Raw genomic sequence first — 24245 nt, 5'->3', positions numbered from 1 at the left:
GAGCCATCATGAACACCTTCAAGCCTGTTTTCACCGCGATCGCGCTGGCGCTCGTGTCGGCCTCCGTGGCCCCGTCCGTCCATGCCGGCGACACCCTGCTCATGCAGCGCGTGCAGCAGGAGCAGGCGATGAACCTGCCCAAGAAAGGCATGAGCATGGCCGAGGTGGAGCGTCGCTACGGCCAGCCCACCGCCAAGCTCGACTCCCGCGGTGGCGGCAGCCGGAAGCAGCCGGTGATCAACCGCTGGATGTACCCGGGGTATATCGTTTATTTCGAGCGCAGCCATGTGATCCACGCGGTGCTGAATACGCCGGCGGGCAATAACCTCAATCCGGCAAATCCGAAGTAAAGCGGCGTCGGATCGCCGCTCAAGCGGCTTCCCACCAAAGCCTTCCTGCCAAGTCCGCGACAGCCTGGTGGGAGCCGACCCTGTCGGCGATCCCGCGGCAGCGGGCCAGGCTGAGGCAAGCACCCATCGCGGACAGGGTCGGCTCCCACCGGGCAGCGGTAACCGGGAACCCTTACAATAGCCGGCTTCCCTCGCTGCCCTGTCCTCGCCATGACCGACCGTTCTTCCTACCGCCTGCCCGCCGAATGGGAGCCGCAGGCCGGCGTGCTGATCGCGTGGCCGCACGCGGGCACGGACTGGGCCGATCGCCTGGACGGCGTCGAGACCACCTACGTCGCCCTGGCCACCGCGGTGACCCGTTTCGAACCGCTGCACATCGTGGTCGCCGATGCGGCCCTGCGCGAACGCGCCCGGCTGGCCATCGAAAAGGCCGGCGCCGACATGGCCCGCGTGCACTTCATCGAATTGCCTTACGACGACACCTGGCTGCGCGACTCCGGCCCGATCACGCTCACCGGCGCGGACGGCGTTCTGCTCAACGACTACCGCTTCACCGGTTGGGGTGGCAAGTTCGGTGCGGAGCGGGACGACGCGCTGATTTCCGGCTTGCTGGAGCGCGGCGTCCTCGCCGGCCTGCCGCACAAGCGCATCGACTGGGCCCTGGAGGGTGGCGGCATCGAGAGCGACGGCCGCGGCACCATCCTCACCACCTGGAAGTGCCTGCACCAGCGCCATCCGGACCTTTCCCGCGAAACGATGACGGATACCCTCGCCACCACCCTGCACGCGGATCGCGTGCTGTGGCTGGAGCACGGCTATCTTGAAGGCGACGACACCGACGCCCATATCGACACCTTGGCGCGTTTCTCCGAGGACGGCGGCATCGTGTACCAGGCGTGCGACGACGAGAGCGATCCGCATTTCGAGGAACTGGGCCAGATGGCCTCGGAACTGGCCGAGTTGCGGACACCGGAGGACAAGCCCTACCCGCTGCATCCGCTGCCGTGGGCCCGGCCGATCATCGACGAGGGCCGCCGCCTCGCGGCTTCCTACGCGAATTACCTGATCGTCAATGGCGCCGTGCTGGTCCCGGCCTACGGAGACCGTGTCGACGACGAGGCGGCGCGGATCATCGGATCGGCGCATCCGGGCCGCGAAGTGGTCCAGGTGCCGTGCCGTCCGCTGATCTGGCAGAACGGCAGCCTGCATTGCATCACCATGCAGCTGCCCGCGGCGATCAGCCGGTAATCCACCCATGCATGCGCGGCGGGTGCCGCGCGAGGAAAGACGTCCATGACCCGCAAGACCCTCAAGGTCGCCCTCCTCCAGGAAACCGACCGTGGCAGCCGTGACGCCAACCTCGATGCCATCGAGGCGGGACTGCGTGAGGCCGCGAAGGCCGGCGCGGAACTCGTGCTGTTGCAGGAACTGCACAACGGCCCGTACTTCTGCCAGCGCGAGAGCGTCGAGGTATTCGACCTCGCCGAGACCATTCCCGGTCCGGGCACCGATCGCATCGGCAAGCTCGCCGAGGAACTCAAGCTCGTGGTCGTCGCTTCGATCTTCGAGAAGCGCGCCACCGGCCTGTACCACAACACGGCCGTGGTCTTCGACCGTTCCCGCGAGATCGCCGGCAAGTACCGCAAGATGCACATTCCCGACGATCCGGCGTTCTACGAGAAGTTCTACTTCACGCCGGGCGATCTCGGTTTCGATCCCATCCAGACCTCGGTCGGCAAGCTCGGCGTGCTCGTATGCTGGGACCAGTGGTACCCCGAAGCCGCGCGCCTGATGGCGCTGGCCGGTGCCGACCTGCTGTTCTATCCCACCGCGATCGGCTGGGACCCGAACGACTCCGACGAGGAGAAGGCCCGCCAGCGCGAGGCCTGGATCACCGTGCAGCGCGGCCATGCCGTCGCCAACGGGCTTCCGCTGCTCTCGTGCAACCGCACCGGTTACGAGGCCGATCCCTCCAACGTCGGCAGCGGCATCCAGTTCTGGGGTTCGAGCTTCGTCGCCGGTCCGCAGGGTGAGTTCCTCGCCCAGGCCGGCACCGACGGGCGTGAGCTGCTGGTCTGCGATGTCGACATGGAACGCAGCGAGCATGTGCGCCGCATCTGGCCTTTCCTGCGCGACCGTCGCATCGACGCTTACGGCGACCTCACCAAGCGCTTCCGCGACTGATCTCACCCCCAAGGACCACCGAGCGAATGATTCCGGCCGAGAACGACGTCACCCTGCCCGCCGCCCTGGAAGGCCAACCCATCGAGCGCATGACGCGCGAAGGCGTCGAGTACGTCATCCTCGGCACGGCGCATGTGTCGCGCGCCAGCGTGCAGGCGGTGGATGCGCTGCTGGAAACCGAGCACTTCGACGCCGTGGCGGTGGAGTTGTGCCCGAGCCGCGCGCACGGCATCCGCGATCCGGAAACGTTCAAGCAGATGGACCTCTTCCAGGTCATCCGCCAGGGCAAGGCAGGCATGGTCGCGGCCAGCCTGGTGCTCGGCTCGTTCCAGAAGCGCCTGGCCGCGCAATACGGCATCGAGCCCGGCGCCGAGATGAAGGCCGCGATGGACGGCGCCGACGCGCGAGGCATTCCGGTGTGGCTGGTCGACCGCGAAGTGGGCACGACGCTCAAGCGAGCGTGGCGCAGCGTGGGTTTCTTCCAGCGTTTCGGCTTGATGGCCGGCATGCTCGGCAGCGTGTTCGAGCGCGAGGAGATCGCCGAGGCCGACATCGAGAAGCTGAAGCAGGCCGACTTGCTCGAAAGCGCGTTCAGCGAATTCGCCAGCGGCTCCGCGCCGCTCTACCACGCACTCATCGCCGAGCGCGACGAATTCATGGCGGCGAAGCTGCGCGAGAACGGCGCGGCGATGGACCCCTCGGCGCCCAGCCGCAAGGTACTCGTCGTCATCGGCGCCGGTCATCTCAAGGGCATGAGCGCCCAGCTGGCGGATCAGCACGGGGACGCACGGGCGCTCGCCGACGATCTCGCGGTCACGCCACCCGCGTCGAAATGGCCGAAAATTCTTGCCGTCGCGCTCGTGCTGGGGATCTTCGCCGCGATCGGCTATGCCTTCTATCGCAGTCCGAGCCTCGGCGTGGACGCGCTGAAGAACTGGATCCTGCTCACCGGCGGCCTCTCGGCGCTGGGCGCGCTGATCGCTGGAGCACACCCGTTGTCCATCGTCGCCGCCTTCGTCGCCGCGCCGCTGAAGCCTTTCCGCCCTGGCATTCCGTCCGGTGCGATCAGCGCCATGGCCGAAGCCTGGGTGCGCAAGCCGCGCGTGCTCGATTTCGAACGCCTGCGCGACGACATCACCCACTGGACCGGCTGGTGGAAGAACCGTGTGGCGCGCACCCTGCTCAACTTCTTCCTGGTGAGCATCGGCACCATCGCCGGCGAATACATCGCGGGAATCCACATCATCCGCAGCCTGTTCTGAGGACGCCCGCCCCTCCCGAGTTGTCCGCCGTCGCGACACGCCTCTATACTTCGACGGCTATTCAACCCCGGCCCCGCCCGGCACCCAGGGAACACTTAATGAAGCGTCTGCATCTGGTTGGACTGATCGCCGTAGCTCTGTGCGCCGCATCCGCCGCGCATGCCGAAGGGGACAAGGCCAAGGGTCGCACACTCGTCTATACCTGCAATGGCTGCCACGGCGTGCCGGGCTATGCCAACGCATACCCCGAGTACCACGTGCCGCACATCGCCGGCCAGAACGAGCAATACATCGTCAACGCCCTTAAGGCCTACAAGAGCGGCGAGCGCAAGCACCCGACGATGGGCGCCCAGGCGCAAAGCATGTCCGACCAGGAAATCGCGGATATCGCCGCCTACCTTTCCAGTCTCGCCAAGTAAGCCGCCGAGGACGAACGATGATCCGTGGGTTTTCCCTGATTGCCATCGGCGCGCTTCTCGCGCTTGCCGCCACCCAGACCTTCGCTGCCGGCGACCCCGCGCGCGGCAAGACCAAGATCGCCACCTGCGTGGCCTGCCACGGCCAGGACGGCAACGCGGTGGACCCGCAGTACCCGCGCCTTGCCGGCCAGTATGCCGATTACCTCGCGCAGGCCCTGCACGAGTACAAGGACGGCCGCCGCGACAACGCCATCATGAAGGGCTTCGCCGCCACGCTGTCCGACCAGGATATCGATGACGTCTCGGCCTACTTCGCCACGATGCCGACCAAGTTGCAGGGCCTCGAGCACCACATCCAGGGCGAATGACCGCCCTGGCGCCTTATCCGGCCGCGCGGGCGAAGTAGGGCTTCTCGCCCGTCTCGTGGTCGGTGGCGTCGCGTACTTCCGTGATCTCCGGAATACGCTCGCGCAGGGTCTTCTCCACGCCGTTCTTCAGCGTCACGTCGACCATGCCGCAACCGTGGCAACCGCCACCGAAGCGCAGCACGACCACGCCCTCGGCCGTCACCTCCACCAACGAGATACGGCCGCCGTGCGAGGCGATCTGCGGTGCGATTTCCGACTCGAGCACGAACTGCACGCGCTCGACGAGCCCGGCACCCTCGCCCGGCGCCTCGCCCTTGATCCGCGGTGCGCGAATGTTGAGCTGGCTGCCCGTGGGGGTGGTCTCGTAGTCGATGTTGGCGGGATCGAGCCAGCGCATGCTCTCGCCGTCGACGTACAGGTTGAAGCCCTCGCACTCGACCGTCCACTCGTCGCCGGTGAGTTCCGAGGCGCCGCAAAATTCCAGTTCGCACTGCGCGGAGGGCGTACCCGCCGCGACCACGCGCAAGCGTATGCCCAGGCCCTCGTCACCTTGCTGGGCCAGCAGGCGCTGGAAATGTGCCTGCGCGCGTTCGGAAATGTCGATCATGATGGCTCCGGGGTAATCAGCACCATTTTAGTACGCTTTCCAGTTGGGCGTCGTCTTTTGACAATTCAACCGCCAGCGCGGACGCTTCGCGCATTCTCAGGATGGATGGATACACCATGACCCTTTCCCCGCTCGCCACCCGGCACTGCCAACCGCGCAAGGGCGCGGAGCACGCGCTCGACAACGCCGCCATCGACGGTCACCTGGCCAGCCTGCCCGGCTGGACCGTCACCGCCGACGGCAAGGCCATCGTCAAGGATTTCCGTTTCCCCGACTTCCACCACACCCTTGGCTTCATCAACGCGGTGGGCTTCATGGCCAACCAGGAAGACCATCATCCGGACCTGGAAGCGGGCTACGGCCATTGCCAGGTGCTGTGGTCCACCCACGATGTCGGCGGCCTCTCCCTGAACGACTTCATCTGCGCCGCCCGGGTCGAGGCTCTGCTGGACCGCTGAGATGCGCTGGGGCAGCGCTCGTTGGGCGATCCTGGTGAGCGCGATCCTGACGATCGCCTCGCTCTTCGCCTTGCCGCGATTCGCGGCGACCGTGGTGCGTGCGGCGATCGAAAGCGAAAGCGCGACCGATCGAGCCGCCTTCGCCGCAGGTGGGTCGCCTTGGTCATGGCGCTTTCGCGAACGGGACGACGTGGTCGCCGGCCGCGCGTTCGGTGCCGGACGCCTGGAGCTCGCCTTGGACGGACTGGCGTTCAGCGCCACGGATGGTTCGGCCATGGAGATCGGCCTGCCCCTGGCCCGGCCCGCGGACCTGATGCGATTGGACCGGTTGCGGCTCCATGCGGAAGCCTCCGCACCGGGCGACTACGCCTGGGTGACCCGGGAAACACTGACCGGCCCGATCCGGCGCGCCAGGCTCGGCGCATTGGCCGCCGGTGAACTGCCTGCCTTCCTTCCACTGGATCGCCTGGACTGGACCGACGCAGCGGGACGACCGGTCACGCCGCCCGCCCGCGCGGCCATGCTGCGCCTGGAGGTGAGGCTCCCCACCGCGGCCACGTTCACCCTGCACGAGGCGTCGCTGATAGCCGGAAGCGGCCCGATCCAGCCGCCGGTCGGCGCCCTTCCCGCCCGGCTCTCGGCCGAAGGGTTGCTCGCATGGCGCGACCACGCCCGCGCGGCCGACCCGCTGGTGACATTCGGTTCGGGGACGGTGGCGGGCCCCGCACATGCGTGGCTACCCTGGTTGCCCCCCATCGCCTACCTGCTCCTGCTCTGCGCCTTCCTGGGATCGGCCCTGCGAGGGCATCGACAGCGGCCCGTTCTGGCCGCGGGCTCGCCTGTAGCGGTGACTCCTGCCGGGACTGCGTCGGCGCCGGCCATCCGCGCGGGCAGCGGCTTCCGTCCTACCACCCCTTTGCGCGACCTGATCGACGTCATGCTCGTCCTCATCGGTCCACTCTGGTTCATCGCGGGACTGGGGCTCTCGGACCGGCCGGACCCATCTGGCGTCGTGATGTTCGTGGCGGGCGCGGCCTACGCTTTCTACCTCGATGCCACTCGTGTCCTTCCGCGCTGGCAGTGGTTCGGCACGTGGCGCGCCGCCGGCTGGCCGCTGCTGGCGGTACCCGCGGCCCTCTGCGTCGTGGTGTTTTTCGGTCACGCCCCTTCGTGGCCGCCACTGGGGCGCGTGGCCGTATACGTCGGCTGGGCCCTGTTCCAGCAGTGGCTGATGCTGGCGGTCGTCGGGGCCTTGCTGGCACGGGCGCTGCCCCGCCCGCTGGCCGTGTCGCTCACCGCCCTGGCCTTCGCCCTGCTGCATACCCCCAACGGCCTGCTGATGCAGTTGTGCTTCGTGGCCGAATTCGGCTGGGCCTGGTGGTATTTCCACCGCCGCGCCCTGCTGCCCGTGGCGTTGGCGCACGCGCTCAGCGCGGTGCTCCTCCAGGCCGGCCTGGCCGGCGGCCTGCTCAGGTCGCTGGAAGTCAGCGCGAGATTCCTGGGCTAAGTTGGTGGGAGCCGACCCTGTCGGCGATGGGTGCTTGCGGTGACTTGGCCCGCTGCCGCGGGATCGCCGACAGGGTCGGCTCCCACCAGGCTTGGCTACCACCACACCAGGGCCTGGCTACCGCCGCACCAGGCCGGCTACCACGACAGGCGTCAGCCGCGCAGATTGTCCAGGAACGCCTTGAGATCGTCGGGCAACGGGGCTGAAAAATCGTAGTTCTTGCCGCCGAGGTCGAAGCTCATCCGCGCCGCGTGCAGGAACATCCGCTTGAGTCCCTTGGCGCGGAAGCGCTTGTTGGCCTCTTCGTCGCCGTACTTCGGGTCGCCAGCCAGCGGGTGGCCGGCATACTGGGCATGCACGCGGATCTGATGGGTGCGGCCGGTACCGAGCGTGGCCTGCATCAGCCGGGCCCCGGGGTACTGCTCCAGTTCCTGGAAGAAGGTGAGCGACGGCTTGCCGGCGTCATCCACACGGACCATGCGCTCACCGCCATGCATCACCGACTTGAGCAGGGGGGCGTTGACGTCGAATTTCGCCTTGCGCGGCGTGCCGGTCATGAGACAGAGGTATTGCTTGGTCACCTCGTTGTCCCGGATGAGCGCCTGCAAGCCGGTCAGGCCCGGACGGGAACGCGCCAGCACCAGCACGCCGCTGGTGTCGCGGTCCAGCCGGTGGACGAGTTCCAGGTGCTCGTTCGGCCGGGCCGCCCGCAGCAGTTCGATGGCGCCATGGCTCACCCCGCTGCCACCGTGGGCGGCGATGCCCACGGGCTTGTCGATCACCAGGAAGTGCTTGTCCTCGAAAATGACCGAATCGGCGACCGCCCGGACCATGCCCGAAGGAGCGACGCTTTCATCGCGCTCGGCCACGCGGACCGGCGGAATCCGCAGCATATCGCCGAGGGCTAGGCGGGTCTCGGGCTTGGCGCGCTTGCCGTTGATGCGCACCTGTCCCGTTCTCAGCAGGCGGTAGACCAGGCTGCGCGGCACTCCCTTGAGCAGGGTCATCAGGGCGTTGTCCACGCGCTGACCGTCCCTCTCGGGACCGATTTCGACCTGGCGCACACCTTGGCCGCCGTCGAGGGAAGTTACCGTCTGCATTGATAAAACTCGAAATTGATAGGATACTCGGCGGGCGCCAGGCTCCGCTGAAGACTCATCTCTCGCGGGGTGCCAGTACCGCCGCGTAAGGCGAGTGTCGCGCCATTCCGTCCGAGGGGTCGGAGGGCGAGGACACCCTACATCGTAGCGGTTCGGGTTGCGGTTGTCCGGCTAATCCGTAGGGACGCGGACCGGTTGCAAGGCGCTTATTCACGAATCACGCCGGGTCCAGGTATCGGTCCCGGATCCCATGCCGCTTGAAGCCTCACCGCTGCGGCGCGATCCCCGGCAGGCCGCCACTTGGGCGCCACCGCGGCGCGCGGCCGCGCGGCAAGGCCGAGGAACCCACAATGAAGCGTATGTTGATCAACGCGACTCAGCGCGAAGAGTTGCGTGTGGCCATCGTCGATGGTCAGAACCTGTACGACCTGGACATCGAGATCCCGTCCAGGGAGCAAAAAAAGGCCAACATCTACAAGGGCCGCATCACCCGCGTCGAACCCTCCCTGGAAGCCTGCTTCGTCGACTATGGCGCCGAACGCCACGGCTTCCTTCCCCTGAAGGAAATCGCCCGCGAGTATTTCAATCCGAACGCGGAAGGTAAGTCGAACATCCGCGAGCTCCTCAAGGAAGGCCAGGAGATCATCGTCCAGGTCGAGAAGGAAGAGCGCGGCAACAAGGGCGCCGCCCTCACCACCTTCATCAGCCTCGCCGGCCGCTACATGGTGCTGATGCCGAACAACCCCCGTGCCGGCGGCGTTTCGCGCCGCATCGAGGGTGAAGACCGGCAAGCGCTCAAGGAGGCCATGGAGCACCTGTCGGTACCCGACGACATGGGCCTCATCGTGCGCACCGCCGGCATGGGGCGCGACGCCGAGGAACTCCAGTGGGACCTGGACTACCTGCTGCAGCTGTGGAAGTCGATCTCGGCCGCCGCGAATTCCCAGAAGGCTCCCTTCCTGATCTACCAGGAATCGAAGCTGTTCATCCGAGCCCTTCGCGATTACCTGCGCAACGACATCGGCGAGATCCTCATCGACGAGGAGTCGCTGTTCAACGACGCCCGCGACTTCGTCCAGCAGGTGATGCCCAACAACCTGCGCAAGCTCAAGCTCTACCAGGATCCGACCCCGCTCTTCTCGCGGTACCAGATCGAGACCCAGATCGAGAGCATCTTCGAGCGCAATGTCCGCCTTCCCTCGGGCGGTTCCATCGTCATCGACCAGACTGAAGCCCTCACCGCCATCGACATCAACTCGTCGAAGGCGACCAAGGGCAGCGATATCGAGGAAACGGCGTTCAACACCAACCTCGAAGCCGCTACCGAGATCGCACGCCAGCTGCGTATCCGCGACGCCGGCGGCCTGATCGTCATCGACTTCATCGACATGGACAGCCCGCGCCACCAGCGCGAGGTCGAAGAGCGCCTCAAGGAGGCTCTCAAGGCCGACCGTGCGCGTGTCCAGATCGGCCGCATCTCGCGCTTCGGCCTCCTGGAGATGTCCCGCCAGCGCCTGCGTCCGAGCCTCGGCGAAGCGACCCAGATCGTCTGCCCGCGTTGCGAGGGCCACGGTCACATCCGCAGCGTGGAATCGCTGGCGCTGTCCACCCTGCGCCTGATCGAAGAACACGCGATGAAGGAGAACACCGGGCAGGTCCTCGTGCAGGCGCCGGCCACGGTCGCCAACTTCATGCTCAACGAGAAGCGCGCCAGCATCGTCGAGATCGAACTGCGCCACAGCGTGCACGTGGTCGTGGTCGCCGACGAAAAGCTGGAAACCCCGCACCTGGAGATCACCCGTATCCGCGAGGCGGATATGGGCGAGCACAGCAAGCCCAGCTACGAGCGGACCACGCCGATCGCGGCCGCGGCCCTGCCCAAGATGGGCCAGGCCCTCGGCAGCGGCGAGCAACCGCTGGTGACAGGCGTGGTTCCGAGCACGCCCGCTCCGCTGCGTGAAGAAGACACCGACGCGGTCGTGGCCGCACCGGTGGCGGCCAGCCGTGTGCCCGCTCCGGCGGCGCCTTCCGGTGGCTTCTTCTCCCGCCTGTTCGGCAGCCTCTTCGGCGGCGGCACGGCGGCGGCGCCCGCACCGGCGCCCGCACCCGCCCGTCGCGAGGATTCCCGCCAGGGCGGTCGCAGCGACCGCGGCCCGCGTCGCGACGATCGTCGCGGCAACGAAGGACGCGGCGGCCGTGGCGAGCCGCGCCAGTCGCAGGGTCAGCGCAAGGACGGCAATCCGCAGGCCAAGGGCCAGCAGCCCAAGGCGGGTAACAAGCCGCAGCAGGGACGCGGCGAACCACGCCAGGGCGAGGAGAAGCAGGCCCGGCAGAAAGATGCCCAACAGGGCCGCCAAGGCCGCCAAGAACAAGCCGCCCAGGGTGGCGAGAACAATCGCCGCCAGCAGCAACCGCGAGGCGAGCGGAAGCCACAGGGCGAGAACGCCGACAAGGCCGTAACGGCCGCCGTAGCCGCGACCGCGGCGACGCAGGCAGCGACGCCGCCCTCGCCGCGCGTTCCGGCGGACAGGTTCGCCCCGCCGGCGACGAAAGACGAAGACAAGCTGAGCCAGGTCGCTACCGATACGTCGGCGACGGACATCGAAGCGACGATCGCAACGGATGCCAACACGCCTCCGGGCGAAGGCACGAAGGAAACCGAGGGTGGCCAGCGCCGCCGTCGTGGCCGCCGCGGTGGCCGCCGTCGCCGTCGCCAGGAAGACGGTAGCCAGGCGGGTGCCATCGAAGGCGCCGGCAACGCCGAGGATATGGACGACGAAGACGGCGACGACGCGTCCCCGGCCGAATCCGGTCGGACCGAAGCCGCCCGTACCGAGACCGCGCGGTCGAGCGCCAGTGTCCCGCCGATGCTCGACACCGTCGAAGCCGCCGAGAACGCCTTCGCGGTGGAAGCTCCGGTCCATACGGGCTCGCACCCGGTCGAGGTCGACCTGGCCGATGAAGACAGCGTCCCGTCCGCGTTGACCCTGCCCTCCCTGCCGAAGCTCCCGCCCATTCCGGGGCATGCTCCCGCACCCGCACCGACCGCGCATGTCCCAACGGAAGCCGCCAGCCCGGCCGACTCGGCGCAGACCCGCACCACGGAACGTCGCCAGACCGAATCGGATGCTCCGCTCAAGAGCGCCCCGGTGACAGGCTCGGCGCCGGTCCCGGCCGCCGCGCCCATCCCCGCGTCAGCCACGTCCGTGGACGAGCCAGTCATCGAACCGGCCCCTCTTACCCGGCCGGCATCCGTGCTCGACGCACCCGCTCGCGGCATTCTTCCTGAAACAGAGGAAGTGACGCCGGTGCAGGCGCCTTCGAAGGCTGTCGTCAACGAAGACGCCCCCGCGGAAGAATCCGCGAGCAAGCCGGTAACGCCCCGGACCGAGGACGCATCCAAGGACGAGGAAACGCCGCCGAAGGAAAAGAGCGCGCCGCCGCCGGCTCCGCCCGTGACGCCCACGCCTAAGTCGGCCGAGGCATCGAACGTGTCGCCGGTGTCGCATACGCCTCCCGCCCCGACGCCCACGCCTGCCTGGACGCCGCCTGCGCAGGGCGACCTGCTGACCCGGCCGCGCCAGGAACCACAGGACGACAGTTCCCACGGCTGACAGTGAAAGAATAAAAAACGCCGGGCATTGCCCGGCGTTTTTTTGCGTCACGCCATGAACAACGTCAGCTGCCCACCTGGTGATTGTGCGTGTCCAGCAAGCCGTGCACCGTCATCAAGTGCGCCAGGCCGACGACATGTTCGACGTGCAACTTCTCCATGAGACGCTGCTTGTAGGTCGAGACGGTTTTCGGACTCAGGTTGAGCCTTTCCCCGATCGAGGTCAGCGGCATTCCGCGAACGAGCATCATCGACACCTCCATCTCGCGCGTCGATAGCGTGTCGAACGGCGAATCCGAGCCATCGAGCGTGGCGAGTGCCAACTGCTGGGCGACCGTGGGGGCGAGGTAGCGCCGACCCGAGGCGACCTGGCGCACGGCACTGAGCAATTCCTCGGACGAGCAGCCCTTGGTGAGATAACCGAGGGCCCCGGCGTCCAGCAGGCGCTTGGGGAAACGCGCGTCATCGACCACGGTGAGGATGACGATATTCGTGCGCAGCTTCGCGCGGATCACGCGCTCGGTCAGTTCCACGCCGCTCATGCCTGGCATGTGGACATCGACGAGCGCGATATCTGGTGATTGGGAGCGGATGAGGCGCAGGCCTTCCTCGGCCGAACCCGCTTCTCCCCTGATCCGGAGATCGGCCTGCTGCTGCAGGATCATCCGGAAACCGGTCCTGACCAACTCGTGGTCGTCGACCAAAACAACGTTAATCATGTAGTGCCCTCCCTGGGCCGACTGTACTTCTGTGCGCGCGTATCGGCCGCGCGCGCCTGCGAATGCATACAATGCCAGATGTGCAGGCGAGACAACCAGCGTGCAGGTATCATCCGGCCGCCGCTCCGCCGCCTGTAGCGGTATCCGCCTTGGCATGTGAGGTGACATGGCCTGATGATCGTGTCATCGTCAGGCGCAGCTGCTTGTAGGCGAAAGCCTCAGCACGATTTCGGCAGCGCTGCCCGACGACACCGGAAGGTGTGCCACATACGGAATCGCGGAGGCCACAGACGAGGCACTCCGTCCATCCAAGGACCCAGCAAGGACATCTTTATTCATGGAAGACCGGACTTACCTCCTCGGAAAACTCGCAGCCCTGGAATCCGCCCTGGAAGCGGCTATCTCGACCCATCCGGAACCCGCCGCACTGGTGGCCGCGCTGGCGGAAGCCATGTCCCGTTACACGCCGGAGCGGCGTCCGCGAAATGTCCGTTCCTTCGCCGAAGGATGGATGGCGATCGTGACACCTTTGTTGACCGAGCAGGCAAGCCGTTCGCACGCGTCGACCCGCGCCGGCCTCATGGCACCCCCCTGCCGTGGCCGCTAGGCCCAGGCGCAAGGCCCGCGGAGGACACTGACGCGTTGCTCACATCGTTCACACGTATCCGTCAGCACGAAGGCGCCAACGTCGAGCCTCCCGATGAAGGAGACGCCCATGGCCAATGAGAAAAATCGCCCGCCGCAACAACCGGGACAGGACCAGCCGCCGAAAGACCGGCGGGGCCCTACCGAACAGCCACGCACGGATTCCTCGGGCGATCCGGTGGATGACACCGGCGAGGATAATCACCAGAGGAAGTAGCCTTTCCCCTAGCGCGGGGCATCCCCAGGTCGCCGGCATCGACATCGGCGAATGAAGAAGGGGCTCGGGTCGCATGTACGGCACCGAAGGTGGCAGGCCGATCTATAATGGCCTGGTAAACGCCGTTACCGCCATGCCGAAGACACTCAACGACAGCCTTCCCTGGATCGCCATCGCGCTGGCGATCGCCGTGGGCACCGCCTATTTCGCCACGCGTCCACAGCCGGAAACCTTCGAAACCTGCATGGCCCGCCTTGCGCGGCCGAATGACGGAGAGCCGGATCGTGCGCTTACCCGCGCCGCTTGCGCGGGAAAACCGGGCGCACCATCGAAATCGCCCGCATCGCGTTGAACCCGGCGAAGCGCCCGGTCAGAAGTGCACGGGGATCCAGCTTCCCGAGATGCGCTCCTTCAGCACCTCCACCGCCCTGCCCCGTCCCTTCATGGCGGCGGCCTGGTTGAGGGCGAATTCCACGGCCAGCCCTTCCGTGCGGAACAGGTGCTTGTGCGCTCCCGGCAACAGCACGGTCCACGTCCTTTCGTTGATGGGCGGGAAGAACACGAAGATGCGCAGTGGCCGATCCGAGATGTCCATCATCGGCGGCGCCGGAGTTCGGCGCGTACGTCGCCCGGCACCTGGCCGACGCGCTTCACCGCATCGCGGAGCGACTGTTCCGACACCCCTAGCGAACGCACCCACCAGTTGACCTCGGTCCTCGACTCGAGGTCGATTTTCGTGGCATCGGCAGGCCGCGCGCCGCGTTTCATCATTTCCATTGCCGTTCCCCGCTAAAGGCCACCATTGACACCTCGCCCGTTACCCCCGCGTGACGAAAAGGGGGGCCGCCCGGCGATCCTCCTTACATGCGCATAACAATCCAAGGCGCATGGTGGGACACCCTCCCTCTTACGAGGGGCCTAATCACCCAACCGGACAAGTCATGCCCACGCAGAAGCCACCGGCGCGTTTTCCAAACGGCGCGCCCACCGACCGTTCGTCGGCAGCGTTCGTCTCTTACGTCTATTCCCATGAGCGTCGCGGCAAGCTTCCCGAGACACCGCGCGAGCCGGCCAAACGCCGGACGGGGAAACAGCCCTAACAGTAACAGGTAAGTGCATGAGCTTCGCCCCCCGTCGATCGCTGCCCGGACCTTGCCAGGTCACCGCGCATGCGGTCGACGAGGCATGCACGGAGCTGGGCTACGCGCTCGATATCCTCTACGCCGCCGAGGCGGAATGGAACGAGCGCATGCCACGATCGGCCGGCGACATGCGAATGGCCGACCTGAGGCACACCTGCCGTTATCTCGAGGATATCGCGCCGTATCGAGGCGTAGCCGAGTCGATCACCCTTCTCTGGCGGGCGCACCGTCGGCTCAGGGCGATGCGCGATGCCGACTATGTCGACATCGCGGAGGCTTGCACCCTGCTGCAGCGGATCTCGGACGCCTCGGAATGGTCGCGTCCGGCGGTCCTGTTCGCCGAACGGTGCCATTGCATGCTTCCCGCGTGGCCGGCCAGCTTGACCGACCACCCACTTACTGCTGACACGTAGTCGCGGAAGCCCCCAGCCATGCCGGCAAGACCCGGGGCGCCACGACGATGCGATCCAGGTCCGGCGCCGGTGCGTCGGCGTTGCCGAGCGCGATCGTATTGGCCCCGGCCTTGAGCGACACATCGAGCACCTTGGCCACGGGATCGTCGAAACTGCTGCCGTCGAGGTCCAGCCTGATCGGGGCCTGCCCGTTGATGACCAGGTAGAGCGTGCGCGGTCCCTTGGTAGCGTAGTCGATCTCCAGTTGGTAACTGCCCGACGTGGGCACCGTCACGGCCGGGAAGGTCACGGAGTTCGCGGATCCGACACCGATGTTGCCCGCCTTCGCCAGCCCCGAGAAGTAATTGCTGAAACCCGCGGTCACGGTACCGCCAAGGATCGCGGCCTCCGCCTCGTAGGTGGACGATGCGGGAAGCGCGGCGTCGCCGGTTCCGCCGACGACGATGCGATCCAGGTCGGGTGGATAGCTGGCCGCATTACCGAAACGAATGCGGTTGAATCCCTTGCGCAAGCATACCGGCAACGTGCTTTGCGACGGCAGTTGGAAGCTTCCACCGCCCGAATTGAAGGTCTGGAACGGCCCATCGTTGACCTGGTACAGATACGAGCGAAGGCCGAGCGTGAGCGAGTCGATCCGCATGAGATAGGCGCCGTCCCGCGGCGCATAGACACGATCGAAGCTGACCGTGTTGCCTGCACCGAGTCCCAGGCCGCCGACCTTCACACCGCCCGAGCAACCGGCACAAGCAGCCGGCGCCGCCGTACCGGCGAGCGTGGCCGCCTCGGCCTCGTAATCCGCGGACGGGCCTGGTGACACATGGCCAGGCGATGCTTCGACCAGCAGCAGTTGCGTGCCGTGCCCGGGCAGTTCAACACGGTAGCTGCCCGAGGACGGCCCTTGCTCCTGGTGACGCCAGAGATCGCGCACGCGCCGGGCCCCGGCCAGCCCCAACACGCGCCAAGGCAGTTCGACGACCGCGCGCGTCGCATTCATGTTGAACAAGGCGACATGGTAGCGGCCGCCGCCGAGGTCGCTCACCCACACGGGCAAGTCGCCACCGATGACTTGCATGGCGGGCTTGCCGGACTGGTTCACCGCGATGACCTCGTCGTTGCCCGCCAATCGCTTGCCGGTTTCATCGAGCTTCGTGAGGTCGCCGCCCAGGTACAGCGGTGCGTTCGCCATCGCCCAGAGGGTGACGGCCGAGCGTTTCTCGTCCACCGTCAACCCATCCTCGTCACCGTCGCCGATGTCGAGTGAATCGAGGTCGTTCCAGCCTTTTGACGGACCAGCCACATCCTGCCATCCCGGCAGGTCGCGAAAACGTTTCTCGATGCGAGGCCAATTGGTGAGCGTGGCGCAGCGGCTTTCGCATTCCACGTCGTCGTCGATGCGGCGCGCATTGGAATAGGCCTGCCACACGTCCTGGTAATCCTTGTCCACCGCCCAGGAGACGGTAAGCCAGATCGGGCGGCCGCTGCGTGAGATCGCCTTCGACCACGCAGCGACATCGTCGCGGTTGTCGATGCTCAGGTCGTCGCTATAGGAACCCGGCGTGACACCATCGAGCTTGATGAAATCCACGCCCCACGAGGCGAAAAGCGCCACCACCGAATCGATGTATTCCTGCGCGCCGGGTTTGCTGAAATCGATCTTGTAGTGGTACGGCGATTCGCCCGGCGCGCCGAACGCGTTACCGGCACGATGCGGCAACGCCAGGATGTCCTGGATGTGGTACGGCGTGCCGAGAATCGGCGAGTTGGCCTGTACCGCCGGCTCTTCCACGCCGGGAATCCAGTAGATGCCCGCCTTTTGTCCATGACCGTGGATGTGGTCGATCAATGCCTTGATGTCGGGGAAGGTCCGCGGATCAGGGATGGGACGGCCGTTGGTATCGAACCCACCCTGCCAACCGGAATCCAGGTTGATGTAGGTGTACCCGTGCGCCTGCAAACCGGACGCGGCCAGCGCATCCGATTGCGCGACCATGTTGGCCTGGGTGAGGAATGCCGGGTCGATGGTCTGCTGGCTGAAACTGCTCCATCCGAGGTAAGGCCTCTGCCCCACGCCATTGACCTGCGCCGAGGCCGCCCCGGCGAGCGTCATCAGTCCGCACACGAGCGCCAGACGGGAAAATGCAGGAACCGGACCATTCATCGCGTGACTCCTTGGTGGGAAGCTGTGCTTTCGCGCTCGAACACCACGCCGGCGGCCTGCAGGTCGCCCTTCATCACGAGGTCGATGCCGCGCCGCATCCAGTACGCGCCACTGGCCACGTCCGGCGTACCGGGGGCGACCTTGCCGTGCACGACGCGGAAGCGATAGCGCGCCTGCGCGTCGAGCCCCCGCAGGCGCAGGGTCGGGAAGGGACGGGCTTCTTCACCCTGGCGCTGGAAAGCGAACAGCACCGCCTGCGCACCGTGGTCAGCCACCGACTCCGTGGCCGACCACGGCGCGCGTTCCCGTGGCGACAACAGGCGGTATAGCGAACCCCGTTGCACCGTGGCGCGGATCTTCTTGTACTCGGCGACATAGTTCCTGGCCGTCGCCTCTTCCGCGGGCGTCCAGTCCAGCAGGTTCGCACCGATGCCGAGCCCGCCTTGCATCGACGACAGGAAACGGAAGTCGAGCGAGCTGACGCGATTGTTCACCCAGTTCGGCGAACCCGTGACCCACGCCATCATGGTCGCGGGTGCATAGGCGTAAGTGAAGCCATCCTGGATGGACAGGCGATCGGAGGGATCGGTGTTGTCCGAAGGCCACACTTCATCCGTCAGCGCCATGATGCCCAGGTCCACTCGCGCGCCACCTCCGGAACACGATTCGATCTCGACTTTCGGATGGCGTGCGCGCAGCTGGCGCAGGATGTCGTAAAGGTTGCGGACATAGGCCACATAGACCTTCTGCTGTTCGTCGGGCGACATCTGCGGCCAGCCGGGCTCGGACCAGTTGCGGTTGTAATCCCATTTCAGGAACTGGATATCGTTCTCGCTGAGCAGGCGATCGAGCACCTCCAGAAGGTACGCTTTCACATCGTCGCGGGCGAGATTGAGCACGAGTTGATGGCGCCCTTCGCTTCGCTCGCGGCCCGGGAAGTTGAGCACCCAATCGGGATGCGCGCGGTAGAGGTCGCTGTCGCGGTTGACCATCTCCGGCTCGACCCACAGGCCAAAACTCATGCCGAGCCCATGTACCTTGTCGATAAGCGGCTTCAGGCCATGGGGAAACTTGCGGCGATTGACCACCCAATCGCCGAGGCCGGCGTGGTCGTTGTCGCGCGCCCCGAACCAACCGTCATCCACGACGAAACGTTCCACGCCCAGCGCGGCGGCCTTCTCGGCGAGGCGCTCTTGCCCCGGCTCGTCCACCTTGAATTCGGTGGCCTCCCAGGAGTTGTACAGTACCGGGCGCAACGCCGCGTGGGCACCGCCAGGCAAGATGCGATCGCGCTCGAACCGGTGCAGGAGCCGCGACGCTTCGCCGATGCCGTCGCCGGTGTAACCCGCATAGAAGACCGGCGTATCCAGCACCTCGCCCGGCTTCAGCCGATAGGCGAAGTCGAACGGGTTGTAGCCACCGACGACACGGACCTGGCCGAGGATGTCCTCGTCGACACGGATGCTCCATGAGCCGCTCCAGGCGAGCGCACCGAACCACACGTCGCCGTGTTCCTCGTTCCATTCGCTGCCGCGACCGATCGCGAACCAGGGATTGTTCTCGTCGCCCGTACTGCCGCGGCGGCTCTCGAGGACGGTGGCACCTGGCGTGACGGACCGTGTCTGCAGGTGCCATTCCCCCGCCCATGTGCCGGTGAGATAGCGCAACGAATAGTCACCCGCGCGGGGCAGGTTCCACGTGGCCGACGCGGCGGCGTCGATCGTGAGCGCCTGCTTTCCCGCATTCTTGATGTGAGCCGAGCGGCCGACGATGCCGGTCGCGGCGTCGGCAGTGTAATCGAGGGTCACCGCCACGCCCGCCTGTGCGTCACGCAGCAGGATGGCCAGACGGTCGCCTTCGACGCGATAGCTGTCGTAGCGAAGCACTACGTCACGGTTGCCGTCGTCGAGACGGACCTTCAGCGCGGGGGTGGCCGTCATCGCACCACCCCAGCCGGCGTATTCCTGCGGCGTGAGCGCACCGGCAGGGTCGAACGACGAGCGTTCAGGCGCCGGGACGGCGGGCCCGAGCGGATCGTCCGCGGGCAGCCGTGCGCCCCAATAGATCGTCTGCAACATGCCATCGGCGTTCACACCCATCGCATAGGTGACGCCACCGGCGTCCAGTCTGAAGACGCGGTGCGCGGCATCGTAGCGTGGCGATGCAATGCGTTCCGGCGACCCCTTGGCGGTGACGCCGACCGGAGCGGCGAGCAGGCTTGCCACGAGCAACATGGCAAGGCGGATCGTGCGGGCTCGTAACTTCAACGGTGCGATCTCCCTTCCTTTCGACTATCCGAAGCCTCCGCACGAAAGGCGAAGGCACGTTCAAGGGTTTCACCCGGTGCCAGGTCGGTCATGCCGTTGGCGACGGGGCCGCCTGGCAGGTGCACGGCATTGATCGGATGATCCACGGGTTCCAGGCAAAAGAAGTCTTCGCCTGCCGGGACATACAGAACATAGCCATCGACTTCCGCCTCGACATGCAGACACAACGCAAGCGCCGGCCACTCGATGGTGGCTCGACCCGGCCATCCGACGAAAGCATGGTTCAGTCCACCGTCCGGCAGTTCACGGCCCGACGAGAAATCCCACTCAGGCGGCACCGGCACCCGCCGGGTCGGCAACGGATCGCGCCCGTCGTTAAGCCAGGCCGAACTGGCGGCCGCGCGCAACCGGACGCCGCCGTGCAGGGGAAAGAACGGATGCAGTCCGAGGCCGAACGGTAGCGCGAAGCTTCCCGTGTTGGTGACCCGCAGGCCCACCCTCAACGTGTCTTCCTGAAGCCGGTACTCAAGGTCCGCTCGATAGGCGTACGCATCGACAGAGACCTCGTCCAGCGTCAGCATGGCGCTGTCGGCCTCATGTCTCGCGACCGACCACGCTCTTTGCCAACCGCTTCCGTGGATCGGATAAGGATCGTCCTCGCGGTTGAGCGTCAACGCGACCCGCCGTCCTTCATGAAAAAAACCGCCGTGGGCAATGCGATTGCTCCACGGCAGGAGGGGGTAACAGGCGAGGCGATTCGGCTCGTAACGGCCGGGCGACACCTCCGGCGACCCCTCGCAAGGCCGCATCAACGGCAACTCCCGGTCTTGCCCGAGCCAATCGAAGCGGGCGATGGCGCCGCCTGCGGCCGGTAGCAGGCAGACGCTCAACCGGTCGTTGCATAGCTGCAACATGTCAGAGCGAGGCACGCACACCGAGGAAGAACGTGCGGCCATTGGCCTCGGCGTAGCTCTGGCGATCGTCGAAGACCTGGTACTGGTAGATCTTCTCGTTGTTGAGATTCGTGGCGTCCATGAAGAGCGACACGTGCTCGTTGAGTTTGTAGCTGGCGCTCAGGTCCACCTGCCCGTATGCCTTCACCGAGGTCGGCTGGCTCTGGTTGCCGGCGATCGAGGCGAGGTACTTCGCGCGCCAGTTATACGCCGCGCGGAACTCGACCGGACCCTTCTGGTAATAGAGGCTCACGTTCGACGAATTGCCGATGCCGGGAACGGCGAACTTGCCGGCGTTCGCAATCTTGTCCGCGCTGATCGAGGCGTCGCTGGTCACGTAGGTGTAGTTGGTCGCCACACCCAGGCCATCGAACGGTGCGGGCAGCTTCGTGAACTGGTAGTTGAAGGTGAGCTCGGCGCCCTTGATCGTCGCGGTGTTGAGGTTCACCGGCTCGGTCAACTGGAAGGGAAAGCCCAGCAGCGTCGTGTTGGTCGTGATAAGCGTGCTGAAATTGCTGACCTTCTTGTAGAAAAGGTTCATCGCGGCGTAACTGGTTTCGTTGAAATACCACTCCACGCCCGCATCGTAGTTCTTCGAGATGTAAGGCTTCAGCGCGGCATTGCCACGAGTGATGGTCTGGTCCTGCGGACGGAAGTTATACGACACGGACGCCGCGAGGTTGCTCAGGTCGGGGCGGGTCAAGGTCTTGTACGCGGCGGCACGGAACACGAGGTCGTCGCGCAGGTTGAGCTTGAAGTTCGCCGATGGCAACCACTCGTGGTACTTGCCATTCTGCGAAATGGGGCTCAGGGCGCCGTACGTCGGGATCGCGTTGGTCGGGTCGTTCGGATTCACGGCGATCCCGACGATCGGTACCGAGTACGCATAGGAGGTCGTGTTGGTCTTGGTGTAGCGGATACCGGCGTTCAGGGTCCACGGCATGTCGCCATCGCCTTCCAGTGTCGCCATGCCATAGGCCGAACTGATCCGCTCCTTGATCATGCTGTAGGTGTTCGGATCGGGGTGCGCCGTGAAGCCGCCGCCGTTCGCGTCGAGCTGTGCCTTGAACGCGTCGGCGTTGGGCAGCTGGTTATACGCGGCCGGGGTGGCCAGGTACGCGAACAGTTTGTTGACGTCGTAGACGACCCAATCCCTCGGGAACCCTGGAGCGGCGCCACCGACCAGGTTGCCCGCATGGTAGACGTGGGCACCGACGGCATCGGCAGGCACCGTGGCGACGTAGCCGCAATACTCGGCGCAACCGAAGCTGTTGGGAGTGTTGTAGGTGACTTCGGTCTTGGTGCGGTTGGAATTGGACAAGCCGAAATCCAGGCGCGAAAGCGTACCGTCGAGGAAGCTCTTTCCAAGGTGAAGCTGGTTCTCGAAGATCTTGTCGCTGACATTCGGGCTCTGCGTGCCCTGGTTGGTCACGTGGGCGTGGAGCGTGGAGGTATCCGTGGTCGGCAACAGCCCCGTATACGTCGGCAGGTGATCGTCACCGTTATTCGTCCAGACCGGGTTCACGCCGATGTTGCGCGTTCCCAGCACGACGAAATAGCCGTTCTGCGACTCCTTGTTCCAGGCCCGCGACACCGCGCTGTCCCAATCCAACTGCAGCGACGGATCGATCTGCCAGTTGATGTGGCCGCCGACCTGTTCGTTGAATGCATCGCGCGGATTGGACTGCATCGCATAATCGTTGGACATGCCACCGGACCGGTCGAGCACGAATTGCTGGGCCGTTCCATTGGCCCCCGGCGTGATCGACTGGATGATGCCCGTGTTGGTGAAGGCGCCGAACGCGTTGTACTTCGAATCGATCTTGTATTCGGAGAAAAGCCCATCCAGCTTCACGGTGACACCTTCGACCGGTGCCCAGTCGATCGCGCCATTGAAGGATTTGCGTGTCCGTGTCTCGTTGATCACCTGCCCTTGCAGCGTCTGCGGCAAGGCGACGCTGGTGTAAGCGGGGTTGATCCGCGAGAAGTTCTGGTTGGTCAGCCAGCCCAGGGTATCGATCGACTGCTCGACGTGGTCGCGCTTGTAGTAGACCACCGAAGCCAGCCAACCGAAGGTATGGTCTTTGTTGGTGTTGCCGATGAGTCCCGAAACCTTCGGCGTGGTCTTGCTCGCAAAGCCGCCATCGATGCTGTCGTTGACCCCCGCGGCGCTTCCCGCCGCATGGAAGCCGTTGAAGTCGAATGGCCGCGCGGTGATCACATTGACCGTACCGCCGATACCGCCCTCTTCCAGGTCCGGGGTGCTGGTTTTCTGCACGACCGCCTGCTGGATCACTTCGGATGGCAAGACATCGAAGTCGAACGCGCGATCGGTCGCGGCCGTCGCCATCGTGCGGCCATTGAGCAGAACGTTGACGAAGTTGGGGCCGAAGCCGCGCACGGTAATCTGGTTCGATTCACCGCCACTGCGGTTCACCGACACGCCGGGCACGCGCTGTAGCGCGTCGGCCACGTTCTGGTCGGGGAACTTGCCCGCTTCTTCGGCCGACACCGAATCCACGGTATTGACCGCATCGCGCTTGGTCGACTGCGAGAGGAACAGCGATTGCAACTGGCCCGTAACAGCGACGCCATTGAGTTCGGTGACCGCCTTGCCATCCTTCTGCCCCTTGCCGTCCTGTGCCTGGGCGGCCGCGGTGGGCGTCTGGCCCGGGGTGGAGGACGGTGCATCCTGTGCGTGTGCGATGGACCCGCCGATGGAACAGATGCCGAGCATGCCAGCCAATGCGTTGCGCACCGACAGCGCGAGTAACTTCCGCTGCATTCCTACTCCCCTCTCATGATGGATGGCTCGCGAAGGCCGCACGCTGCCTTCGAGGGCAAGCGGACTTGCACCCGTGCATCGATGGACTTCGGTGATCCCGACTCTTCCCCGCTGATGCGTAACGATCCGCACCCCGATGGGACGCTCATGACCTGCACCCGGCAGGCGGAACGTCCGTGGGTCAATTGTAGTATTTTATGATTATATGTCCGCAAGCTGCGGCGCAGCATGAGCGGATACGGCAGGCAAACGGCCTGGCTACGCCGTTTCCGTGCCCTTTCCGCTCAACAGGAGAGCGGAGGATGCAGCGGCACGAGTGCCAACCGCTTCACATTTCCGTGATCCTGGGTCGGTCGCGTCAAGCCTTCTTGCGGCCTTTGCCCCGGATATTGCTGCGCGACTCACTGACCATCCGGAGCATCGCCTGGCGCGCCACTTCAGGCTGGCGGCGACGCACCGCTTCGTAGACTTTCTCGTGGTGCGGCAAGGCGGCCTTGAAGTTCGCGGCGTTGCGCGCTGAAAGAAGGAAGAAGGTGCCCAGGGCGGTTTCGATGACCGAGAACAGCGAGACCATCAGTTCGTTGTTGGTCGCGCGCAGCAAGGTTTCATGGAACGCGAGATCGGCCTGGGCCCAGGCGTCGAGATCCTCGGAGGCGGCCATCGCGTCATAGGCCGCCTTGAGGGTAGCCAACTGCGCATCGGTGCGCCGCCTCGCCGCGGCGGCCGCGGCGCCCGGCTCGATCAACTCGCGCATTTCCACCAGCTTCTCGACAAAGCTTTCGGTGGGCATGGAGGCGCAACGCCAGGCCAGCACGTCGGCATCGAGCTGGTTCCAATGCACGGCCTCCCGCACCCGGGCGCCCGTGCGCTGCCGCGATTCGATCAGGCCCTTGGCCACGAGTACCTTCATCGCCTCGCGCAACGCGGTGCGGCTGACGTTCAAGCGCTCGGCCAGGACCTCCTCCCGTGGCAACCCCTCCCCCGGCGCCAGCTCCCCACTGACGATAAGCCGTCCCAGCTGCTGGACCACCAGGTTGTGGAGGCCGCGCGCGGTCACGGGCTTCACCATGCATTGCTC

General features: G+C 65.8%; 22 protein-coding genes. 12 read left to right on the top strand and 10 right to left on the bottom strand.

What is annotated here, in order from left to right:
- Positions 1 to 8 precede the first annotated feature (8 nt).
- The 6 genes from ACR9Y6_RS02905 to ACR9Y6_RS02880 all read left to right on the top strand — a co-directional run bounded on the left by ACR9Y6_RS02905 (position 9) and on the right by ACR9Y6_RS02880 (position 4583).
- Positions 9 to 350 carry a hypothetical protein gene (locus tag ACR9Y6_RS02905; RefSeq protein ID WP_429199712.1) on the top strand — a complete coding sequence of 114 codons (342 nt, stop codon included), beginning with the start codon at positions 9 to 11 and terminating at the stop codon, positions 348 to 350.
- A gap of 210 nt (positions 351 to 560) precedes the next feature.
- Positions 561 to 1598, top strand: coding sequence for an agmatine deiminase family protein (locus ACR9Y6_RS02900; RefSeq protein ID WP_481279908.1), 1038 nt, complete (start codon positions 561 to 563; stop codon positions 1596 to 1598).
- Positions 1599 to 1643: 45 nt separating this feature from the next.
- Entirely contained in the window at positions 1644 to 2534 is an 891-nt protein-coding gene (locus tag ACR9Y6_RS02895) for a carbon-nitrogen hydrolase (RefSeq protein WP_481279907.1), read from the top strand.
- Positions 2535 to 2560: 26 nt separating this feature from the next.
- Positions 2561 to 3796, top strand: a complete 1236-nt coding sequence (locus ACR9Y6_RS02890; RefSeq protein WP_481279906.1) for a TraB/GumN family protein — start codon at positions 2561 to 2563, stop codon at positions 3794 to 3796.
- A 98-nt stretch (positions 3797 to 3894) separates the two neighbouring features.
- Entirely contained in the window at positions 3895 to 4215 is a 321-nt protein-coding gene (locus ACR9Y6_RS02885; protein ID WP_306850501.1) for a c-type cytochrome, read from the top strand.
- Positions 4216 to 4232: 17 nt separating this feature from the next.
- On the top strand, positions 4233 to 4583 hold the full coding sequence (locus tag ACR9Y6_RS02880) for a c-type cytochrome (protein ID WP_371023219.1): 351 nt from the start codon (positions 4233 to 4235) through the stop codon (positions 4581 to 4583).
- 13 nt (positions 4584 to 4596) lie between these two features.
- Here the strand turns inward: ACR9Y6_RS02880 and ACR9Y6_RS02875 are convergent, their stop codons facing one another.
- Entirely contained in the window at positions 4597 to 5190 is a 594-nt protein-coding gene (locus tag ACR9Y6_RS02875; protein ID WP_481279905.1) for an NfuA family Fe-S biogenesis protein, read from the bottom strand.
- A gap of 116 nt (positions 5191 to 5306) precedes the next feature.
- On the opposite strand from ACR9Y6_RS02875, the gene ACR9Y6_RS02870 reads away from it, so the two are divergent.
- Together ACR9Y6_RS02870 and ACR9Y6_RS02865 are read left to right on the top strand one after the other, a co-directional pair.
- Positions 5307 to 5648 (top strand): 4a-hydroxytetrahydrobiopterin dehydratase, encoded by a 342-nt coding sequence (locus ACR9Y6_RS02870; protein ID WP_481279904.1) that lies wholly within the window; start codon positions 5307 to 5309, stop codon positions 5646 to 5648.
- 1 nt (position 5649) lies between these two features.
- On the top strand, positions 5650 to 7155 hold the full coding sequence (locus tag ACR9Y6_RS02865) for a CPBP family glutamic-type intramembrane protease (RefSeq protein WP_481279903.1): 1506 nt from the start codon (positions 5650 to 5652) through the stop codon (positions 7153 to 7155).
- A 152-nt stretch (positions 7156 to 7307) separates the two neighbouring features.
- Here the strand turns inward: ACR9Y6_RS02865 and ACR9Y6_RS02860 are convergent, their stop codons facing one another.
- The gene (locus tag ACR9Y6_RS02860) at positions 7308 to 8255 is read right to left on the bottom strand and encodes an RluA family pseudouridine synthase (RefSeq protein ID WP_306850496.1); all 948 of its coding nucleotides are present in this window, start codon (positions 8253 to 8255) and stop codon (positions 7308 to 7310) included.
- A 350-nt stretch (positions 8256 to 8605) separates the two neighbouring features.
- Here ACR9Y6_RS02860 and ACR9Y6_RS02855 point away from each other — a divergent pair, with 350 nt between their 5' ends.
- On the top strand, positions 8606 to 11869 hold the full coding sequence (locus tag ACR9Y6_RS02855) for an Rne/Rng family ribonuclease (RefSeq protein WP_481279902.1): 3264 nt from the start codon (positions 8606 to 8608) through the stop codon (positions 11867 to 11869).
- Positions 11870 to 11933: 64 nt separating this feature from the next.
- On the opposite strand, the gene ACR9Y6_RS02850 is transcribed toward ACR9Y6_RS02855, so the two are convergent.
- Positions 11934 to 12587 (bottom strand): response regulator, encoded by a 654-nt coding sequence (locus ACR9Y6_RS02850; RefSeq protein WP_306850494.1) that lies wholly within the window; start codon positions 12585 to 12587, stop codon positions 11934 to 11936.
- Between the two features lie 337 nt (positions 12588 to 12924).
- Between ACR9Y6_RS02850 and ACR9Y6_RS02845 the strand changes: the two genes are divergently transcribed.
- On the top strand, positions 12925 to 13194 hold the full coding sequence (locus tag ACR9Y6_RS02845) for a hypothetical protein (protein ID WP_481279901.1): 270 nt from the start codon (positions 12925 to 12927) through the stop codon (positions 13192 to 13194).
- Positions 13195 to 13522: 328 nt separating this feature from the next.
- Positions 13523 to 13801 (top strand): hypothetical protein, encoded by a 279-nt coding sequence (locus ACR9Y6_RS02840; protein ID WP_481279900.1) that lies wholly within the window; start codon positions 13523 to 13525, stop codon positions 13799 to 13801.
- A gap of 18 nt (positions 13802 to 13819) precedes the next feature.
- Here ACR9Y6_RS02840 and ACR9Y6_RS02835 read toward each other — a convergent pair whose 3' ends face one another.
- Together ACR9Y6_RS02835 and ACR9Y6_RS02830 are read right to left on the bottom strand one after the other, a co-directional pair.
- Complete coding sequence (locus ACR9Y6_RS02835; RefSeq protein WP_481279899.1) at positions 13820 to 14047, bottom strand: hypothetical protein; 228 nt, start codon at positions 14045 to 14047, stop codon at positions 13820 to 13822.
- Positions 14044 to 14226 (bottom strand): DUF3606 domain-containing protein, encoded by a 183-nt coding sequence (locus ACR9Y6_RS02830; RefSeq protein WP_481279898.1) that lies wholly within the window; start codon positions 14224 to 14226, stop codon positions 14044 to 14046. The genes ACR9Y6_RS02835 and ACR9Y6_RS02830 overlap by 4 nt, the downstream gene beginning before the upstream one ends.
- A 340-nt stretch (positions 14227 to 14566) precedes the next feature.
- On the opposite strand from ACR9Y6_RS02830, the gene ACR9Y6_RS02825 reads away from it, so the two are divergent.
- Positions 14567 to 15004: a hypothetical protein gene (locus ACR9Y6_RS02825; protein ID WP_481279897.1), complete on the top strand. Its 438-nt coding sequence runs from the start codon at positions 14567 to 14569 to the stop codon at positions 15002 to 15004.
- On the opposite strand, the gene ACR9Y6_RS02820 is transcribed toward ACR9Y6_RS02825, so the two are convergent.
- From ACR9Y6_RS02820 to ACR9Y6_RS02800, 5 genes are all read right to left on the bottom strand, one after another.
- Entirely contained in the window at positions 14988 to 17162 is a 2175-nt protein-coding gene (locus ACR9Y6_RS02820; RefSeq protein ID WP_481279896.1) for a CBM35 domain-containing protein, read from the bottom strand. The two genes, ACR9Y6_RS02825 and ACR9Y6_RS02820, sit on opposite strands and share 17 nt — an antisense overlap.
- Positions 17159 to 19429, bottom strand: coding sequence for an alpha-galactosidase (locus ACR9Y6_RS02815; RefSeq protein ID WP_481279895.1), 2271 nt, complete (start codon positions 19427 to 19429; stop codon positions 17159 to 17161). Before ACR9Y6_RS02815 ends, ACR9Y6_RS02820 begins: the two co-directional genes overlap by 4 nt.
- Complete coding sequence (locus ACR9Y6_RS02810; protein ID WP_481282677.1) at positions 19426 to 20343, bottom strand: aldose 1-epimerase; 918 nt, start codon at positions 20341 to 20343, stop codon at positions 19426 to 19428. The genes ACR9Y6_RS02815 and ACR9Y6_RS02810 overlap by 4 nt, the downstream gene beginning before the upstream one ends.
- A 1-nt stretch (position 20344) precedes the next feature.
- Positions 20345 to 23167, bottom strand: a complete 2823-nt coding sequence (locus tag ACR9Y6_RS02805) for a TonB-dependent receptor (RefSeq protein ID WP_481279894.1) — start codon at positions 23165 to 23167, stop codon at positions 20345 to 20347.
- Between the two features lie 358 nt (positions 23168 to 23525).
- A complete protein-coding gene (locus ACR9Y6_RS02800) occupies positions 23526 to 24224 on the bottom strand; it encodes a FadR/GntR family transcriptional regulator (protein WP_481279893.1) in 699 nt (232 codons plus the stop codon).
- Between the last annotated feature and the right edge of the window lie 21 nt (positions 24225 to 24245).

This window comes from Luteibacter sp. TLI7-4A, assembly GCF_056754745.1.
Note: the sequence above shows the minus strand (reverse complement) of the source record. Positions and strands in the feature narration are given on the sequence as shown.

Bases quoted from the DNA above. Each gene is read 5' to 3' on its own strand.
- ACR9Y6_RS02905 (WP_429199712.1), top strand. From the start codon at position 9: ATGAACACCTTCAAGCCTGTTTTCACCGCGATCGCGCTGGCGCTCGTG.
- ACR9Y6_RS02900 (WP_481279908.1), top strand. From the start codon at position 561: ATGACCGACCGTTCTTCCTACCGCCTGCCCGCCGAATGGGAGCCGCAG.
- ACR9Y6_RS02895 (WP_481279907.1), top strand. From the start codon at position 1,644: ATGACCCGCAAGACCCTCAAGGTCGCCCTCCTCCAGGAAACCGACCGT.
- ACR9Y6_RS02890 (WP_481279906.1), top strand. From the start codon at position 2,561: ATGATTCCGGCCGAGAACGACGTCACCCTGCCCGCCGCCCTGGAAGGC.
- ACR9Y6_RS02885 (WP_306850501.1), top strand. From the start codon at position 3,895: ATGAAGCGTCTGCATCTGGTTGGACTGATCGCCGTAGCTCTGTGCGCC.
- ACR9Y6_RS02880 (WP_371023219.1), top strand. From the start codon at position 4,233: ATGATCCGTGGGTTTTCCCTGATTGCCATCGGCGCGCTTCTCGCGCTT.
- ACR9Y6_RS02875 (WP_481279905.1), bottom strand. From the start codon at position 5,190: ATGATCGACATTTCCGAACGCGCGCAGGCACATTTCCAGCGCCTGCTG.
- ACR9Y6_RS02870 (WP_481279904.1), top strand. From the start codon at position 5,307: ATGACCCTTTCCCCGCTCGCCACCCGGCACTGCCAACCGCGCAAGGGC.
- ACR9Y6_RS02865 (WP_481279903.1), top strand. From the start codon at position 5,650: ATGCGCTGGGGCAGCGCTCGTTGGGCGATCCTGGTGAGCGCGATCCTG.
- ACR9Y6_RS02860 (WP_306850496.1), bottom strand. From the start codon at position 8,255: ATGCAGACGGTAACTTCCCTCGACGGCGGCCAAGGTGTGCGCCAGGTC.
- ACR9Y6_RS02855 (WP_481279902.1), top strand. From the start codon at position 8,606: ATGAAGCGTATGTTGATCAACGCGACTCAGCGCGAAGAGTTGCGTGTG.
- ACR9Y6_RS02850 (WP_306850494.1), bottom strand. From the start codon at position 12,587: ATGATTAACGTTGTTTTGGTCGACGACCACGAGTTGGTCAGGACCGGT.
- ACR9Y6_RS02845 (WP_481279901.1), top strand. From the start codon at position 12,925: ATGGAAGACCGGACTTACCTCCTCGGAAAACTCGCAGCCCTGGAATCC.
- ACR9Y6_RS02840 (WP_481279900.1), top strand. From the start codon at position 13,523: ATGTACGGCACCGAAGGTGGCAGGCCGATCTATAATGGCCTGGTAAAC.
- ACR9Y6_RS02835 (WP_481279899.1), bottom strand. From the start codon at position 14,047: ATGATGGACATCTCGGATCGGCCACTGCGCATCTTCGTGTTCTTCCCG.
- ACR9Y6_RS02830 (WP_481279898.1), bottom strand. From the start codon at position 14,226: ATGGAAATGATGAAACGCGGCGCGCGGCCTGCCGATGCCACGAAAATC.
- ACR9Y6_RS02825 (WP_481279897.1), top strand. From the start codon at position 14,567: ATGAGCTTCGCCCCCCGTCGATCGCTGCCCGGACCTTGCCAGGTCACC.
- ACR9Y6_RS02820 (WP_481279896.1), bottom strand. From the start codon at position 17,162: ATGAATGGTCCGGTTCCTGCATTTTCCCGTCTGGCGCTCGTGTGCGGA.
- ACR9Y6_RS02810 (WP_481282677.1), bottom strand. From the start codon at position 20,343: ATGTTGCAGCTATGCAACGACCGGTTGAGCGTCTGCCTGCTACCGGCC.
- ACR9Y6_RS02805 (WP_481279894.1), bottom strand. From the start codon at position 23,167: ATGCAGCGGAAGTTACTCGCGCTGTCGGTGCGCAACGCATTGGCTGGC.